Raw genomic sequence first — 17020 nt, forward strand, 5'->3', positions numbered from 1 at the left:
GAATAACAGAGGAGCCTACTGGCTCGCCGGCAGGGAATCGGGTCACGAGCAGCCGGAGGGAAAGCAAGGGGGTGCTCGCTGCTTGCGTGACGCTGCCGAGCAGTTCGATTGGGTAGGACCGACGCAGTTAGGACCGACGCAGTTCAGCCCCAGTCAAATGGCCCTGGTCAGACGAAGCAAACATCCCGGAGCCGGACGGCATACCGCAGACGTTGCAGGTAGGTGCGGCGAGGAATGTTGAAGGCCCCGAGGCGCTCGGTATGGGGAGTGGTCATTTGCACATCCAGCAGGACGAAACGCCGCTCCTTGAGGCGGCGCACGAGAGCGGCCAAGGCGGCCTTGGAACCGTCGGTGATCCGGTAAAACATCGACTCGGCTGCGAACAAGCCCCCCAAAGCGACGCCGTAGACCCCGCCGGCGAGCGTATCGCCCACCCAGCTTTCCACACTATGGGCGAAGCCCAGGCGGTGGAGTTCCTCGTAGGCGGCGATCATCTCCGGCGTGATCCAGGTACCCCCCTCGCGGTTCTCGCCGCAAGCGCGAATGACTTGCCCGAAGCATTGATTGATCGTGATGCGGAACTTGCCGGAGCGCAGGGTACGGGCCAGGCGGCGGGAAACATGCAACCCGCCGTAAGGTTCGGGACCCTCCAGCTCGATGATGGCCCGCGGGTCAGGCGACCACCACAGGATGGGGTCATCTTCGCCATACCAGGGGAAGACGCCCTCGGCATAGGCGCGGAGCAAGGTGCGCGGACTGAGGTCGCCGCCAACGCCGACAAAACCGTCGGCATCCGCCAGCTCGGGAGGAATCCAAGGAACATCCCGTTGCGGGAGCGGAGAATTCATGGTCCCAGTTTCTCCAGCAAAAGGCGGGCCTGTCGGGCAGCCGCGGTCGTGGGATATTTCTTGATAACCACTTCCAAATAAATCTTGGCAGCCGCCGGTTTGTTTTCCGCCAGCAGTTTTTGAGCCATCGCCAGCCGCTCTTGCGCCTGCTGCTCCTCTTCCGCCGTGGCCGGGGGTAACTCCTTGCCTCGTTCCCCCTGGGTCGTCAGGCGGACCCAGCCGTCATGTTTATGATCGGGCAGGGACAGGACCACGTAGCCCAGGTTCTGCTGGCTCGCTTTGCTCCCCGCGGTGAGCACCTGGTCCAGAGCCTGAAGGAGGGATTGCTCCGCCAGGTCCACCTGGATGCGGACCTGAGCCGGAAAGCCCGGAGCATAGGTCCACAACACCGGCTCGCCGGTTTGCTCCTCAGCAAGCTGGGCGAACTCTTTGAGGATGTCGCCGAGCCGGGCGTCCTGGAAGCTGCCGCGGATTTTCACGCGGGCCAATCGCAGACGTGTACTCGCCGCCGCCGGGGTCTCTTGGGCTGGCGATGATGGGGCCGCCGGGCGGTTTTCCCCCGTTCCCCCAGGCGTCTGAGCCACGGCCTCTCCAGGTCCAAAACTGGTTCCGACTATTGGAAAAGCTACTATTCCCAAGCCGACGAGGAAGAGCCGCCAGACGGCACTCCTGCGATACATCACGCCCTGGGCGCTGCGATGGTGCATGCTCACTCTCCCTGGTGCAGGTCCGAAGCTGATCCCGGTGCAGGTCCGTCGGTGCCGAGTATGGTGCCGCAGTCCCTTGCTGTGGAGGTCCGTTTTCTTCCATCTTAGCAGGCGGAAAGCCTCCAGGGGGCCAGGGCAGGACGGAGAGCGGCAGAAGGGGCGGGCGGGCGGTTGGTGATACGGCGGTGGAATCGTACAATAGTCTTCTCATGTAACGTCGGGTTGGAATCGAGAGGCAAGCGGCCAGCGGAGTGCTGGCAAAAGCCCTGGCACAAGGAGCTTGAGGTTGGCGGACGCGGTCAATCCTCCGACAGTTTCGGATGGGCCAGCGGCAGCGGGTGGCGAACCGCCGATCCCGGAGCTGGACATCATCGATGAGTTGCAGACCAGCTACCTGACGTATGCCCAGTCCGTGATTGTCAGCCGGGCGTTGCCGGATGTACGGGACGGTTTGAAGCCGGTCCAGCGCCGGATTCTGGTCGCCATGCGCGACCTGGGTTTAGGTCCGACAGCGGCGACGAGCAAATGCGCCGGCATCATCGGCGAGACAATGAAGCGGTATCACCCGCACGGGGATGCCTCGATCTATGACACCCTGGTCCGCATGACCCAGGAATGGGTGATGCGCTACCCGCTGATTGAGGGACAGGGAAACTTCGGCTCGATCGCCGGTTTGCCGCCTGCCGCCCACCGCTACACCGAGGCCCGCCTCAGCCCCGTGGCCGCCGAGATGCTCGATGATCTGGATCGTGACACGGTGGACTTCATCGACAACTACGACGGCAAATATCAGGAGCCGCTCGTCCTGCCGGGCCGGTTTCCCAACCTGCTGGTGAACGGCGCCGATGGCATCGCCGTCGGAATGGCGACCCATATCCCGCCCCACAATCTGCGAGAAGTGTGCGCCGCCCTCATCCGCCTGCTCGATGACCCGGATGTCTCACTCCAGGAACTGCTGGAGATCATCCCCGGCCCGGATTTCCCCACCGGCGGCATCATCATGGGCCGGCAGGGCATCCTCGATGGTTACGCTCGCGGCTACGGGCGGCTGACTCTCCGCGCACGAGCCGAGATCATCGAGGAAGGCAAAGGCAAAACCCCCGCGATCGTCATCCGGGAGGTCCCCTTCCAGGTGACCCGCAATGCATTGGCCGAAGAGATCGGCGAGCTGGTCAAAGATGAGCGCATCACCGGCATCCGCGGCATCCGGGATGAATCCAGCAAGCGAGGCGGCGAACCCGTCCGCTTGATCATCGAACTCAGCCCCAAGGCGGACCCCCATTTGGTCCTCAATCAACTTTACCAGTACAGCAAGCTCCAAAAGACCGTCAGTGTCATCATGCTGGCCCTGGTGGATGGCCAGCCGCGCATCCTCGGCCTCAAGGAGATGATGCAGCGCTTCCTGGAGCATCGCATCCTGGTGATCCGCCGCCGGACGGAGTTTCTGCTGCGGGAAGCCAAGCGCCGCGGCCACGTGCTGGAAGGACAGTTGATCGCCATCGCCGACATCGAAGCGGTCATTCGCATCTGCCGCACCTCCCCCGATCGGCAGGAAGCCAAGCGTCGGCTCATGGAGCTGGCCGTTCCCGCCGCGCTCATGGAGCGAGCCATCGGTGCCGAAGCCTTCGCCGCCTTGCAGCGAGAATTGGGAGTCCTGTCACAGTACCAGATGACCGAGCAGCAGGCCGAAGCGGTGGTCCGCTTGCAACTCGGACAACTGGCGGCCCTGGAAAGTGACGAAATCCTCCAGGAATACCTGCAACTGCGGCAGCAGATCCGGGAGTACGAAACCCTTCTGGCAGACCCGGCCAACATCCGCGCCGTGATTCGCGAGGAATTGCAGCGTCTGGCCGATAAGTACGGCGATGACCGCCGCACGGAAATCGCGGACGCTGAAGCGGAATTGGACCTGGAAGACCTTATCGAAGATGAACAGAACGTCGTGAGCATCACTCACGAGGGCTTCATCAAGCGTATGCCGTTGCACGAATACCGGGTCCAGGGCCGCGGCGGCAAGGGCGTCCAGGGCGGCTTACGGGAAAACGATTTCGTCGAGCATTTCTTCGTTGCTTCCACCAAAGCCTACCTGCTCTGCTTCACCACGACGGGGCGGTGTTACTGGCTCAAGGTGTACCGCATTCCCCAGGCCTCTCGCACTTCTCCGGGACGGGCCATGGCCAACGTGCTCGCCCTGCCGCCGGAAGAAAAGATCACCAGCATTGTCCCCGTGCGAGAGTTCGCCGAAGGGTTTTGTCTGATGATGGCCACGCGGCGGGGGACGGTCAAAAAAACCGACCTCATGGAATACAGTCGGCCGCGCAGCGGCGGCATCATCGGCATCACGCTCGATGCGGGGGATGAGCTGATCGATGTCTGCCTGACGCGAGCGGGGGATGAAGTCGTGCTTTCGACCCGCCAGGGCATGGCCATCCGCTTCAGCGAGGCGGATGTGCGCCCGATGGGCCGGGCCGCACGCGGAGTCCGCGGCATCCGCCTGAGCCGAGACGATTGCGTCGTCGGCATGGTCGTCGCCGATCCCGAAGGCCAGTTGCTCACCGTCACCGAGAAAGGTTACGGCAAGCGCACCCCCTTCGGACCAAATAGCCCGGATGGCCTCAGCGCCGCGTCGGCCCCGGAGGAAGAGGACTCGGAAGCCCCCGCCCTCCATGGCGCCGCCGAAGAGCCGGAAGACGCCGAAGCGGCGGAAACGGCCAGCCAGGCCGAGGACAGCGCGGACACCGCCGCAGACAGCGATTCCACCAACATGCGTTACCGCTTGCAACGCCGGGGAGGTAAAGGGATCAAAGATGTCCGGGTGACCGCCAAAAACGGCCCGGTCGTCGGTATTGCCAGTGTCCGCGATGGCGATGAAATCATGCTCATCAGCAAGGAGGGCATGGTGGTTCGCTGTCGGGTCAATGACATCCGCATCGTGGGCCGCAATACCCAGGGCGTCCGCCTGATCCATCTGAAAGAAGGCGACCAGGTCGTCTCCTTGGCTAAAGTCGCACGGGAAGAGATCGCCGAAGTGCCGGCGGATATTCCCCGCTGACGGGGGCGGCGGCATGCGGCCGGACGCTCGAACTCCTTTGGGAGTGAGGGACCAACCATAAGTAACTCCGCCAGGCTGCTCGATTCGGGAGCGGAAGTGATGCGTGTCCTACTGACCGGAGGCTATGGCTTCATCGGGGCTTGGATCATTCGCAACTTGCTGGAGCAGGGCCACGCGGTTTACGTCTTCGATCTCAAAGAGGACCCGCGCCGCCTCCTCCAGATTCTGCCCGCCTCCGAGGCATCCCGCGCGGTCTTTGTGCCCGGCAACGTGACGGACTGGCCCGCCCTCCGCCGCGCCATCGAGGAGCATGGCATCACGCACATCATCCACTTAGCCGGTTTGCAAGTGCCGGCCTGCCGGGCGGACCCTCTTTTGGGCGCCCAAGTGAATGTCCTCGGCACCCTGGCGGTCTTGGAAGCGGCTCGATTGTCCCGCGGCCAGGTCCAGCGCGTCGTCTATGCCAGCAGTGCCGCCGTCTATGGTCCGCCGGATGGTTATCCTCCTGGCCCGCTCTCGGAAGAGGTGATCCTGCGGCCCAGCACCCACTACGGCGTCTTCAAAGCCTGTAACGAAGGCAATGCCCGCATCTACTTCCTCGATCACGGACTCGTCAGCATCGGCCTGCGTCCCTGGACCGTCTATGGCGTGGGCCGAGACCTGGGCATGACTAGCGAACCGACCAAGGCCATCAAAGCCGCTTTGCTCGGCCGGCCCTGGCACATCACCTTCGGCGGCTGGACCGACTTCCAGTACGTCGATGATGTGGCGAAAACTTTTATCCTCTGCCTGGAGCGTCCCTACCACGGGGCGAAAAGTTACAACTTGCGCGGCACCGTCACCACGCTGGCTGAGTTCCACCGGACGCTCTGCCAAGTGCTCCCCGAAGCTGAGCGGCTGGTCACCTTCGGTTCCACCCAGATTCCTATTGCTTATGATCTGAGCGATGATGCCCTCCAGCGCGATTTGGGGCCGATGCCCAAAACTCCCCTTCGCCGCGGCATCGAAGAGACCGTCGCCATCTTCCGCCAATTGCACCAGCAAGGACGCCTGGACACCTCGGACCTGGAGGCGGTCCGCTCCGGCTCTGATGCTGTCGCCGCTGAGCCGTGATCCTCCCGTCCCTCCCCCTTGCGCAGATCATCTCCGCTCGCTCGTCCCCGCGCATTCTCGGCTTGGGCGGCCATGCCCCGTTTGCCATCCGCTTTGTAATTCCCGGCGGACCGTTTTGTACGGAATCCCTCAAGTGGCAAAAGTTGCAAGCTCGCCGGGAACCTTTCCCCGCTGGCTCCCCACGGAATCTCCCCGAAAAAAGCGTTTTTCGCCGGATCGTTTCTCCTCCGCGGGTTTTGGCATGCCGCCTGCACAACTCTTTTCCGCCAGTGACGGCATTCCCCATCCAGGAGGCTTGCTGATGATCTCGACACGTACCCCCGCGCCCATTCCTCTGACCCTCTGTGGAACAGAGACGGGAAAGACCCTTGACGGCTCTGGCAAAACATCCACCCGCCCCGCCACAACCCTGGAGCGCCAACGCTCGGCGGCGGAAATCCGGCAAATGCTCCGGGACATTGCCTGGGTTCTGCACTGGACACAGCGGGTCAAGCGCGAGCTGGCCGCCGAGTGCATGCCCTGCACTTCCGAGGCGATCCCTGCCGACAAAGACGGGATGCCCGCCGACTTGCCGGCTTGACCTTGCCCCTTGGGAAGGGACCCCCTGATGGAATTGCCCCAGGAAGTTTCCCGGCGGATGTGTCCCTTCGGCGAACGGCCCTCGGTCCCCGCGGCTTCGCTGTCAGAAAGGTGACATTCCTGGAATCGCCCAGCCGGTCATGCTCGTCGAACGACAGCCGACGGAGGGGAAGGAAAACCGCGAAATGTGGAAAACAGAGTCTACTTCAACTCGCGGATCTCGATCTTGCGGAACTCTGTGGGATGGCTCTCCGCCTGGATGGCGATGTATCCTTCACTCAGGAGCACCTCGCCGTTGCGTTCGCGGAGCAGGCGGGCCGCATCGGGGTCCTTCGGGTCCAATTGGGGCTTTTCGTACTCCAGCACCAGCTCGCCTTCGACATAATGCCGCACTTTCTCGCTGCCGAGCACTTCAATTTCCGCCGTGACCCAAACATCGCCGTGGTAAGTCTTAGAGCGGGAGTTGGTGCAGTGCGGCGTGAAGAGCTTGCCGTTGAGGACGATGTGGGTGCCCGGCGTGCAGACGTTGTTCGTCGGGCGATTCCCCTGGCCCAAACCGCCGAGAAGTTGTGCCTCGATGGAGACGGGAAAGTCCTGATCCTTCCGCATGCTTTTGGGGTCCTGGCAGTGGAACATGATGCCATTGTTGCGCACCGCCCAACTTGGCCCGCCCGGACATTGCTGCCCGACAAAGCGATACTCCACCCGCAAGCGATAGCGCGAAAACTTTTCCTTCACGTAGAACAGATGCCCGAAGGTGTTGTCAAATGAGCGGTACTTGTCGTAGCAGACTTTGAGCACGCCATCTTCGACCCGGAAGGTGTCCCGATAGTTTTCCCCCAAAGGATGGCCCTTGAATTTCGGCACCCAGCCATCGAGGTCCTTGCCATTGAACAACGCCCGCCACGGCGTGGCTGGTTGTGTGCTTTCCTGGGCAGGAAGCGATAACAACCCGATCGATAAGAGGCTTCCTAAACTTGCTATGCCCAAAAGGGACATCCACGCATTGCTCCACTGGGCTGATCGCACCATGATTGTGCTCCTCCGAAACTGGATCTGCACGATTTTGTTGCCGAGCTTGCCAGGGACCACCCCTTGTTCCGGGGGAACCAGATGCTTCCCCGTTCCGAATTGCCATTGTTTTAGAACTTCCCAGGGAAACTGATCCAGGTAGAAAAAAGGTAAACTTGGGGAAGAGCCGGGAGCGGATGCGACTAGCGTAACGGAGGCGGGGATGGCACAAGTCCAGGGGCGGGTGGCGACGGTGCGGCCGGTGGACGAGGCCGAGGCCAGCGGCAAAGTTGCGGAGATTTTCGCCGACATCAAGCGGACCAAAGGGCTGGAACGGGTACCCAACTTCTGGCGTGTGCTGGCGACCCATCCCGATCAGTTGGAGATGGTCTGGAGCCGGTTGAAAGCGCTGATGCATCCGGAAGCGGTGGGGCGGGACTCGCCGCTGGATGCCCGGACGCGCGAGATCATCGCTCTGGCGGTCAGTGCGGCCAATGGCTGTAGCTATTGCATCAATTCCCACACGGCAGCCCTGCGCAAACTCGGCGTCGATGACCGCACCCTCGGAGAAATCCTGGCGATCGTCTCGCTCTTCTGCACCACCAACGTGCTGGCGGATGCCTATCAGGTCCAGCCGGATGTCCTGCCGCCGGTGGAATAGCGGGGTGCGCGGGCTGGCCGGCGTTCGCTTGGCTGGCGTGTCTTCCAATCCTACGGTTTATCCGGTCCTAACGGTCCTGGCTCCGTCCGGTGACAGTCTTCTGTCCGTTCTCCTCACGGGTGGCGAGGCGGGCGGGTGTTCCAGCGCCGGTGGTATTCGCTCTGCTGGGCCGGCGGCGGGAAGCGGAGAGGATCATAGGGATAATGGGGCATGGCACGATAGGGAAGCGGTTCGATCTGACCGCCGGTGAGCGTGGTGGGGGCGGTGTCCTTGGAGTAACCCCGAGCACGGAGAATGAAGGAACGCTGCCACTGCGGGGGCAAGGGGGGAAGGGAAGCGGCGTCGAAGGCCAGGGTGACAACATCCCCTGGTCCGGCCAAGACGAAGAGGTCATCCACGGCTTGCAGCAGCTCGGTGACTTCGCCTGTGCGGGTCAGCCGCCCTTGCCAGCGGGAGATGGGAATGGTTTCCAACTGATCGGGATCGTAGCGTTGCGGGGAACCATCGCCGGCGCTCCATTCGCGGAAGAAACCGCGATGTTCGAGCACTGCTTTCTGCACGGGCAAGGTGTAAATCCGCGGTATTTTGTCCCTCTCCGGGGGGTCCATTTCCGGTGCCAAGAGAATATGGTCCCAGGAGATTTGCAGGTTGGTCCGAATGCGGAGGGGACCGGCGGCTGGATCGAACGACGGGGGGAGAGGCACCGTCATGACGCGTGGCAAACCGGCGGGGATGCCGAGGTTGCAGACGCGCCGCCAGGAGCCGCCAGCCTCGCGCTGTTCCAGCACCGGCCAGAGGATGGGAACGCCGGCTTGCGTGGCGGCCCAAATGGACTCTGGGTAGGCATAGTCGGTCCAGCCGGCCAGGAGGAGGTGCCAGCGCCGGGATTGGGGGTGGGGCTGTGGCGGGGCGAAGGTGCAATCGATCCCATGTTCCTCCGCGAATCCCAGCCAAGCCCGGCGGGCGAAGCCGTCCACATACCGGCCATCCCGCTGTTGGAGCAGGGCGGTGACATCCCGCTGGCGGTGATCGACGGCGCGCTGCACGCTCAGACACTCGGACTGCCGGAAAAAGAGCGGGCGCTGACTGGGAAGCGGCGGCGCGAGGGCGAAGCGCTCATCAGGATAAACGAGCCAATCCGGCGGATGATCGATCACGACGAGTTGGACCGAGTCCAAGTAAGCGACCTCATCGAGCGGCTCGGCGATCTGGAGCAGGTAGCGCCCCTGATGGGGGCGGAGCATGGGGGGTTCGAGTTTGAGAGATTCTTCGGGCCGCGGAGGCCGGACTGTGCCATCGGGATTAAGTTCCGCCAGGGCGCCGGCTCCGAGGATGTCCGTCACGAATTCGAAGCGTTCCCCATTCCAGGCGAACAGGACTGGGCAGGAGGTCGATTTGCGATTGATCTCCGTGAGAGTGTGGGCGCCGGCGGCGAGTTGCAATTCCGATTGGGGCACAAAGTCGGGCCAGCGGATTTGCACGGCTTCGGCGGCAGGGACGGGACCGAGGCCGACGATCAGCGGGCCGTAGGATTGCCCCAAGGCCGCTGCCTGCGGCGTGTGTTCCATCAGGATGCGCCGCCCCCCGGCATAAACGCGGAGCCGGGCGCCGATTCCTTGGGCGTTGCTCCGTTGCTTTTTCCCTTTGTCCCATTTGCCGCTGAGAGTCAGGACCAAGGCATGATGGGCGTCCCCCCGGTGGCGGAAGAGTGTCAGCCCGCTGTCCGGCGACCAGAGCACCAGGTCGGGCCGCTGCCGGTTGTCCACATCCGCGAGGCTCATTGCTTGGGGGCGGAGCGCCTCTGCCTTGGGGCCGAAGGGAGACAGCAGGCGGGTCCATTTCCCGTTCCCTTCATTGCGGAGCCAGAGAGGGAGGCGCTCCTGGCTCAGGCCGACGAGGTCCGGCAGACCGTCGAGGTCCAAATCAACGACCTGAGCTTGCCGCAGCGGCGGGGCATTGAGAGAGTGGGGCTGGAAGCGTCCGAGCAAAGCCCTGGCCGGCGTGTCGCGCGTGCTCAGCCAAAGGCGAGCCGGCTGGCCATGAGCGAGCAGACAAAAATCGGTTTGCTCATCGTCGTTAGCATCCAGCACGGCGGCGAGCGAGCCTTTCACTTCGGCGAACGCCTGGGACGTCTGGAAGCGGAGCAAGCGGTCATTGAGCAACACCACGGATTCCTGCTGGTCGCGCCAGACGGCGATGTCGATGTCCTGATCGCCATCGAGATCAGTGAGCAGCAGTCCGGTGATAGCGCCGCGGACTTGGAGGGGTTCCTGTTCGGCGAGCCGGAAGGCCGGCGTGAGGGGCGGAAAGGGTTGGCCGCGCTCAGCGGGCCGGGCTTCCCCCACATTCAGGAAGACGGCGAGGCGGCCCGCCTCGGACGAGTCCGTCGGTTGCCCCTGGAGCTGTTGGAGGGCGGCTGCCGGGGTCGCGGCATACTGGCAGGCCAGCAAATCCAGGTCGCCATCTTGATCGAGGTCCAGCCAGTAAGCCGTCAGGAAAACACCTGACAGCTTGTCCAGTCCAGCGGCGCGGGTGACATCTTCAAATCCTTTGCCCTCTTGATTGCGGAGCAGCCGAAGGCCTTGAGCGGTAGCGAGCAGGAGGTCCGGCCAGCCATCATTGTCGAAGTCGGCACAAGCGCCGCCGAGACTGGCGGGTTGGCCTGCCAGGGGTGCTAGGGAGCTGACATCCCGGAATACGCCGTTGCCTTCGTTGTGCAGAAGCAGATCACCGACGGCGCCGTTCCGCTGCACAGCGGCGAGGAGGAACAGATCGGGGCGGCCATCGCGGTCGTAGTCGCACCAGATCATGGCGGCGCCGAAGCGCTCACGCAGAGTTTGCAGGAGCGGGTCCAGCATTTCGGCAGCAGCCCAGCGGACGGAGGGGTCGAGCTGCACCGTAGCGGCTTGCTCCTGGAACACCGGCAAGGCGGGGGGGCGGCGGGGCAGGGGAGGAGGCAGACCGATCGCGGTGGCATACTTCCCCATCTCGGTGTAAGACACGGCGGCGATGTCCTCAACCTCGGCCTGCCGCAGGGATTCAAACTCGCGGAGCAGCCGTTCCTGAGCGGCCCGGTCCGCGGCGATGCTGGCATGCTGGGTCAGACTATGCCGGGCAGCGTTGAGATACGGGTTGATTTGCAGGGCCTTTTCAAAACACTGGCGGGCCTCGGCAGACTCGAACTCATCGGCGGTGCACCGTCCGCGGAAATACCAGGCATGGGCATCCTGGGGATCGATCTCCGTAACAGCCCGGAAGTGGGCATAGGCTTGCTCGCGTTCCCCCCGGTCGAAATGCCAGATACCCAAGCAGAAGTGAGCGTAAGGATTGGGGGGATCACGCGCCAGGACATCATGGAAAACCTCCGCGGCCCGACGCAGCTTCTCCGCCTTGGATTGGGGGTCGGCATCGCGGCTATTGAGCAGGGCGATCCCCAGGTTGATCCGGGCAGCCAGCCAATCGGGCGCCCGCTGGACTGCTTCCTCAAAGGCCTCGATGGCCTGGTCCGCGGCAGGCCGGCCTTGATACTGCTCGTCGAACCACTCCAAAAGCGCCAGGCCACGAGCATTGGCCTGTGCCGCGGCGAGGAGGTCGGCCTCCGATGTTACCGGATTCCCTGACCGATAACGCCAGAGCAGATAGCCGCTGGCGGCGAGCACCACCAGCAGGATACCGCCGATCCAAAACCCCGTGGACGGTTTGCCGGAGGGAGAGAAAAACTTCATAACTTGGCCCTGCCTGGATTGCTGGCGCTGAGGCAACGAAACGGACCTGGAGGAATCAAGCCGCCCGCCTAGTTATGGTAGTCCCAGCTCGCAGAGGATTTCCGCTTGGCTTTGCCCCTGGCGGAGGCGGTAGGCCGTGTTGACTTTCAGGTGCTGCCAGACTTGAGGCGGCGCACCGGGTGAGGCCGGCCAGCGGACCGTCACTTTTTCGACCTGATCGGCGGCCAACTGGCCCAGGCCGATCGTCACGGGCAGTTCGCACTGGCTGAGGTAACTCCGGCCTCCCTCTACTTCCCGCTGATACACCTGGCCGCCCGCTTCGACTGTAATGACAGCTCCGATGGCACTGCGGTTGCTCGTGACTCCGTCCCCTTCGAGGGTCAGGCGGAGCCAGCGGTGCCCCAGTTTCTGTTCATTGCGGAGCAGGCGGACCGGGCCGTTATTGGCGACCAGCAGGACATCGAGATCGCCATCGCCGTCGTAATCGAGGTAGGCACAGCCGCGGCCTACCAGGGGCTGAAACAGCTCGCTTCCCGCTGCGGCTGCCGTGACCGGTTCCCAAAGGCGTTGCGAGTCTCCCGTGTTCCAGAAGAGCAGCACCGGCTGAGCGTAGGACTGCTGGGCTTGCACCTTGCTGATTTCCGGTTCCAGATGGCCGTTGCACACGAGGAGGTCCAAGCGGCCGTCCAGATCGTAATCCCAGAAGAAGATGCCGAATTTGAGCCAAAAGCGGCTGGGACCAGCGAGGCCGACGGCGAGGGCGGAATCGATAAAGCGCGGCCGCTGGCGGTCCGCCACGGTGAGGAAGGTGATCGGCTCGTTGGCGAAGTTGGCAATGACTGCGCCGCGGCGTCCGGGAAGGTATTCGCCCCAGTCGATGCCCATCGCCCCGCGAGCACGGGCTTCGGCGTAGGCGGCGCCGGCCTCTTGTCCCTTTTCCACGTAGCGGCGGCCTCCCTGGCCATCGGCGACGTTGTGGAAGAAGAAGTTCCGCACGGTGTCGTTGGCCACCAGCAGATCCGGCCAGCCGTCCTCGTCCGGGTCGCACACGACTACGCCCAGGGCCTTGGCCACCGAACGCCGTCGGGCTGTCGCATCGGTACCCTCGCGCTCGTACACCGTCACACCGGCTGCCTCGCTGACATCTTCAAACCTCTTCCCGCCGTGATTGCGGTACAGGGCACACTGGGAACCTTCAAACTGCTGAGGCTGCAAATAGGCGCGTCCGATTCCCGTTAGCGTCGAATCGATGGCCAAATCAATGGCAGGGGACCAGGTGACATAGCGGCAGAGGAATAGGTCCAGCCAGCCGTCCCGATCGTAATCCACGAAGGTGGCGCTGGTGGCAAACTCGATGGGTTCGGCGTGTTTGTCAAAGCTGCCCGCCGTGGCGCTCGAAGGCCAACCGCCGGACGGCGGCAGACCCATCCGGGTGGCGACCTCTTCAAAGCGCCGCTGCCCTCCATTTCCCGCCACATTGTGAAACAGATGACATCCACCGACGCCAGTGACAAACAGATCTATGTAGCCGTCATTGTCAAAGTCACCAGCACAAGCTCCCAGGCCATAGAATTGAAAGGTCTGCAACCCTGCGGCCTGCGTGACGTCCGTGAACCGGCCATTTCCGGTGTTGCGGTACAGTTTGAGGCAGGGTTGCGGGGAGCCGTTCGGCCAGTCCTGCCCCGGCCAGGGGCAGCCGTTGATCAGCAAGATATCCTGCCAGCCGTCGTTGTCGTAATCCAGCACGCACACGCCCGGCCCCATTGTTTCGGGCAAAAGTTTCAAGCCATAGGCGCCATTGAAGTGCTGGAATTGGATGTTGGCTTCCGCGGTGGCATCCCGGAAGGGCACGGCGGGCACGGGAATGGCCGGCCGCTCCCGCACCGCTTCGATGACGGGGGGAGCCTGGTCGGCACTGCGGCGCGGCCACCAGCGCCAGGCAGCTACTCCTCCTGCTGCCAGCACGATGACAGCAATGAACAAGACAATTTTGTGTTGATAAGTCATAGATATCTCCTTGGATCATGCACATTCATTTTCAAGCAAAATTAATCCTCAATATATGCGGGCAAATCTGCTGCGTTTCAGAGCGCTGCCGGCTCAGGGCAATTGATGAGCTGTGGGATAGATGACGATGGCCTCGGCCGCGGCGTTGGCTGCCGGATTCTTCTCCCGGTACTTCCGCGTGGTAGCGGCACGCGCCAGCTCATCCGGTTTGTACATGCCGTGGGCAATGCGGTGCAGCTCGCTGAGCACTGCCGCCAGGGAGGTCTGCACGCCTGGGTCTTTTTCTGCATGGTAGGCCGTCCGCAGCCGTTCCAGCGCCAAGCGGAGCGTGGGGAGCCGAGGAGCACGCGGGTCGGGAGGCCGCTGGCCCCAAGCGATCACGGCTCCCTGAAGCTGGGCCAGCCGTTGGCGACGATCGGAACCATTCGGGCTACCCGACAGAGCCTGGTTCAGCAAAGCCTCGATGTCTGAAGATTGCGCCTCCGCCACGTGGGCCGGAGAGGGGGCGCCGGCGCCCAAACGATCGTAACACTGATAGAGGCCATAGTGAGCATCGAGGTCTTCGGAATCGACAACCAGAGCGCGTTCAAAGGCCTGGACGGCTCGCAACAGGTACTGCCGCTCGGCTTCGGACCCCGACGCTTCGAGCGTGCTCCGCTTGAAGAGCGTTCGCCCCAGTTCATCGAGAACGACGACATCGCGGGTGAAATCGAACTTGATGCGGCCATCCTCGTGTCGCGGCCGATGGGCGGGATCCACGATCCGTTCCAACAGTGCCGCCGCGGCGTCGAGGTCCTCCCGGCTGGTCGCTTGTTGCGCGGTGATGACGCCTTGCAGCCAGGCCAGGAGCCACCAGGGCGGCGGAGGCTGACACTGCCGCGCCGCATTGAGCGACCGCGCCGCTTCCTCCAACCGGCCCTGCTCGATATACACCCGCGCCAGATTGACATACCCGTGCCAGTGAGCCTCGGCCTGGTCCCATTCGGTCAGCTTCCGGAAGGCTGCTTCTGCCTGGCGGAGGTTCCCCCGTTTGGGATTCAACGGCATCCCTTCCAGCAGGCAGCCAATGCCGTAGTCGTTCCAGCGCTGCCAGGCCGGCTGAATGGGCGATTCCTGGGCCGGCACTTCCTCCGCCACACCCGCCACAGGAAGCACCACGCGATCGGAGCACAGATCGACGATCGGCAGCTTGGGAATAGGCCGGCCCAAGTCCTTGTGGACATACTCCATGTACTTGTAGTCAAATTTGCGGTAGCGCAGCCTGACGCGCAGCTCCACCGGCGCTGTCACATCCGGCGGCACTTGGAGGCGGTAGTGGACCACTTGGCCGGCGCCGGGCGGAATCTGCTTGTCATAGAGGGGTGTGAAGATGTCTTGCGGATTGCGCCGGTCGATGCGGTTCCCATGGCGGTCGAGCATGTGCACGTTGCAGTAATGGGCCCACGGGTCCACCTCTCCCCTCTCATCCGGGCCAGACAAAGCACCATTGCGGCCAATGATTCGACTGCCGCTGCGCGCCTCAAAATCCACCCAGACTTCGTTGGAATCCGCTGTCCCCTGCGTGAAGGGATGGCCGATATTGAGCGTGCGGATCACCACCTCGACAACGTAGTGCTTACCCGGTTGCAGTTTCGGCAGAGTCGGGCGGATGACTGCTAAGGAATCGTCGTCCATTTGACCATTCCCTGTCATGTGCTTGATGCCGAAGATGTCGATACGGAGTTTGTCGTCGCGCAGAAAAGCCGCGTGCTTGTCGATGGCCTCTTGCCACCGGTCGGAGTAGGGAGCGTAGCGCGGCTCATGCTTGAGCAATTCAAACAGGCCGGTGTTGGCCGCAGGGAAGAAATGGCTGTGCCGCTTGCGAACGCCGCTGCCGTCGAAATCCTTGGCGGCGAAGTCCGCGCTTGGTTCCAAAGGCATATGGCAGGCGGCGCAGTTCTCCTTGCGGCCGGTGGGGGGGTAGTAGAAACTGCGCGCTCCGTGGCCAACGCTACTCAATAGAAACGTGTCGTAATGATTCTGCCCACGGAGAAAATCTTTATAGTGGTTCAACTCCACAGGTAAATGGACTTTGTGACACAAAGAGCAGAACTCGGCTGTCTTATGGAATGGCTTGAGGAATGTCTTTTTATGCAACTCTGGCTTTGCTTTGATTAATTGATTGTTGATCCATTGTAGTGCACTATTCTCGCTAAATGCAAACGGATAATGCTTCGCCTCTTCAATGGTATAAGCTGCATTACCAATTGTGGCATTGATATGTGTGATGGAATGACAGACGACGCATGTAATCCCGGCATGGGCGGTGGGATCGTTGAAGATGTCATAGTTCGGATCGTCGAATTTGCCACTGAAGAATGGCACCGGGTCATGACAGCCGGCGCACCAACGCGAGGCATTCATGCGGCCATCCCGCTCCATCGCCACCCGGCGCGTTTCCTGCACGCTGAATAAATATGCCGGATTGTTGAAAGAGCTGAATTTGTGGGCTGAATGGAAGTGATCATTATACACATCCTGATGGCAGCGTGCACAATATTCGTCCATCATCAAGGCGTGAGCTGGTATGAAGTTCCCATCCGCTGTCCGTGCCTCTGAGGGGAAGAAGTATTGCATCCCTTCTGCAGGGCCTTCTTTGCCAAATTGTTGAGGATCGACAAAGTGTGCCGCCGCCATGCCTCCGACAACAACAGCGGTTACACCTCCCCAGTATTTGCCATACTGCCAGCGGATACGGGGGCCGGCCTTACGGTGATACACATAAAACAGCACGCAAACCACAGGTACAAGGACATGGAGTAAATAGACAACGGTGCGGCTCCAAGTTCCTGTCGGAAGCTGCGGCAATTGGTCGATCTGGATCAGAGCGAATCCCGTTCCCATCACGACGAGACCGCTCCCCAGCAGCACCAATCCCCAGCGAATCGCGGCCCGATTCTCACGCTTCCGGGCTGTCCACCAGTGCCACACGCCAAAGAGGACGAACGGGATCGTCCCCAGGATGCCGAAACCCACATGGAGAATCAACATCCAGAATGTAAAAGGGTTAGTAAACAAATGTTGTGGGAACAGGCGATTCAAAAGGGATATGACCAGCAAGTATATGCCGGTCGCCCCGAGAAGAGCAAAGCCGCCAAAGACGGCGTAAAGCAGCACGCGAAGTGACGGTCCAATGGCAGGGACATAAGGCTTGGGAACAGCGGGCGTCCGCCGCTGAATTGTTATTCGCATCCCGCCACGGGTTTCGGGTAACGAGGGGTCGTGCATGGCTAACCTCCGGATAAAAGTATGACCAATGATGTTGAGAATGAAATCAA

Annotated in this window: 10 protein-coding genes; 4 read left to right on the plus strand and 6 right to left on the minus strand. The window is 62.3% G+C overall.

Going from position 1 to position 17020, the window contains the following annotated elements:
• Positions 1-167 precede the first annotated feature (167 nt).
• Together aat and H0921_RS05865 are read right to left on the minus strand one after the other, a co-directional pair.
• Positions 168-848, minus strand: coding sequence for a leucyl/phenylalanyl-tRNA--protein transferase (gene aat, locus H0921_RS05860; RefSeq protein ID WP_194537085.1), 681 nt, complete (start codon positions 846-848; stop codon positions 168-170).
• The gene (locus H0921_RS05865) at positions 845-1555 is read right to left on the minus strand and encodes a tetratricopeptide repeat protein (RefSeq protein WP_194537086.1); all 711 of its coding nucleotides are present in this window, start codon (positions 1553-1555) and stop codon (positions 845-847) included. The genes aat and H0921_RS05865 overlap by 4 nt, the downstream gene beginning before the upstream one ends.
• Positions 1556-1841: 286 nt before the next feature.
• Here H0921_RS05865 and gyrA point away from each other — a divergent pair, with 286 nt between their 5' ends.
• The 3 genes from gyrA (at position 1842) to H0921_RS05880 (ending at position 6300) form a co-directional block, all read left to right on the plus strand.
• The gene (gene gyrA, locus H0921_RS05870; RefSeq protein ID WP_194537087.1) at positions 1842-4607 is read left to right on the plus strand and encodes a DNA gyrase subunit A; all 2766 of its coding nucleotides are present in this window, start codon (positions 1842-1844) and stop codon (positions 4605-4607) included.
• Positions 4608-4706: 99 nt separating this feature from the next.
• Positions 4707-5720 carry an NAD-dependent epimerase/dehydratase family protein gene (locus H0921_RS05875; RefSeq protein WP_194537088.1) on the plus strand — a complete coding sequence of 338 codons (1014 nt, stop codon included), beginning with the start codon at positions 4707-4709 and terminating at the stop codon, positions 5718-5720.
• Positions 5721-6021: 301 nt separating this feature from the next.
• Complete coding sequence (locus H0921_RS05880; protein ID WP_194537089.1) at positions 6022-6300, plus strand: hypothetical protein; 279 nt, start codon at positions 6022-6024, stop codon at positions 6298-6300.
• A gap of 200 nt (positions 6301-6500) precedes the next feature.
• On the opposite strand, the gene H0921_RS05885 is transcribed toward H0921_RS05880, so the two are convergent.
• Positions 6501-7331 (minus strand): 3-keto-disaccharide hydrolase, encoded by an 831-nt coding sequence (locus tag H0921_RS05885; protein ID WP_228499048.1) that lies wholly within the window; start codon positions 7329-7331, stop codon positions 6501-6503.
• Between the two features lie 223 nt (positions 7332-7554).
• Between H0921_RS05885 and H0921_RS05890 the strand changes: the two genes are divergently transcribed.
• Positions 7555-7971, plus strand: coding sequence for a carboxymuconolactone decarboxylase family protein (locus H0921_RS05890; protein WP_315851855.1), 417 nt, complete (start codon positions 7555-7557; stop codon positions 7969-7971).
• Between the two features lie 113 nt (positions 7972-8084).
• Here H0921_RS05890 and H0921_RS05895 read toward each other — a convergent pair whose 3' ends face one another.
• From H0921_RS05895 to H0921_RS05905, 3 genes are all read right to left on the minus strand, one after another.
• Positions 8085-11696: an FG-GAP-like repeat-containing protein gene (locus H0921_RS05895; RefSeq protein ID WP_194537091.1), complete on the minus strand. Its 3612-nt coding sequence runs from the start codon at positions 11694-11696 to the stop codon at positions 8085-8087.
• Positions 11697-11768: 72 nt separating this feature from the next.
• Complete coding sequence (locus H0921_RS05900; protein ID WP_194537092.1) at positions 11769-13703, minus strand: CRTAC1 family protein; 1935 nt, start codon at positions 13701-13703, stop codon at positions 11769-11771.
• Between the two features lie 93 nt (positions 13704-13796).
• Positions 13797-16970 carry a tetratricopeptide repeat protein gene (locus tag H0921_RS05905; protein ID WP_194537093.1) on the minus strand — a complete coding sequence of 1058 codons (3174 nt, stop codon included), beginning with the start codon at positions 16968-16970 and terminating at the stop codon, positions 13797-13799.
• Positions 16971-17020 lie beyond the last annotated feature (50 nt).

The organism is Thermogemmata fonticola (assembly GCF_013694095.1).
In the GTDB taxonomy this organism is placed as follows: domain Bacteria; phylum Planctomycetota; class Planctomycetia; order Gemmatales; family Gemmataceae; genus Thermogemmata; species Thermogemmata fonticola.

Bases quoted from the DNA above. Each gene is read 5' to 3' on its own strand.
- aat (WP_194537085.1), bottom strand. From the start codon at position 848: ATGAATTCTCCGCTCCCGCAACGGGATGTTCCTTGGATTCCTCCCGAG.
- H0921_RS05865 (WP_194537086.1), bottom strand. From the start codon at position 1,555: ATGCACCATCGCAGCGCCCAGGGCGTGATGTATCGCAGGAGTGCCGTC.
- H0921_RS05875 (WP_194537088.1), top strand. From the start codon at position 4,707: ATGCGTGTCCTACTGACCGGAGGCTATGGCTTCATCGGGGCTTGGATC.
- H0921_RS05880 (WP_194537089.1), top strand. From the start codon at position 6,022: ATGATCTCGACACGTACCCCCGCGCCCATTCCTCTGACCCTCTGTGGA.
- H0921_RS05885 (WP_228499048.1), bottom strand. From the start codon at position 7,331: ATGGTGCGATCAGCCCAGTGGAGCAATGCGTGGATGTCCCTTTTGGGC.
- H0921_RS05895 (WP_194537091.1), bottom strand. From the start codon at position 11,696: ATGAAGTTTTTCTCTCCCTCCGGCAAACCGTCCACGGGGTTTTGGATC.
- H0921_RS05900 (WP_194537092.1), bottom strand. From the start codon at position 13,703: ATGACTTATCAACACAAAATTGTCTTGTTCATTGCTGTCATCGTGCTG.
- H0921_RS05905 (WP_194537093.1), bottom strand. From the start codon at position 16,970: ATGCACGACCCCTCGTTACCCGAAACCCGTGGCGGGATGCGAATAACA.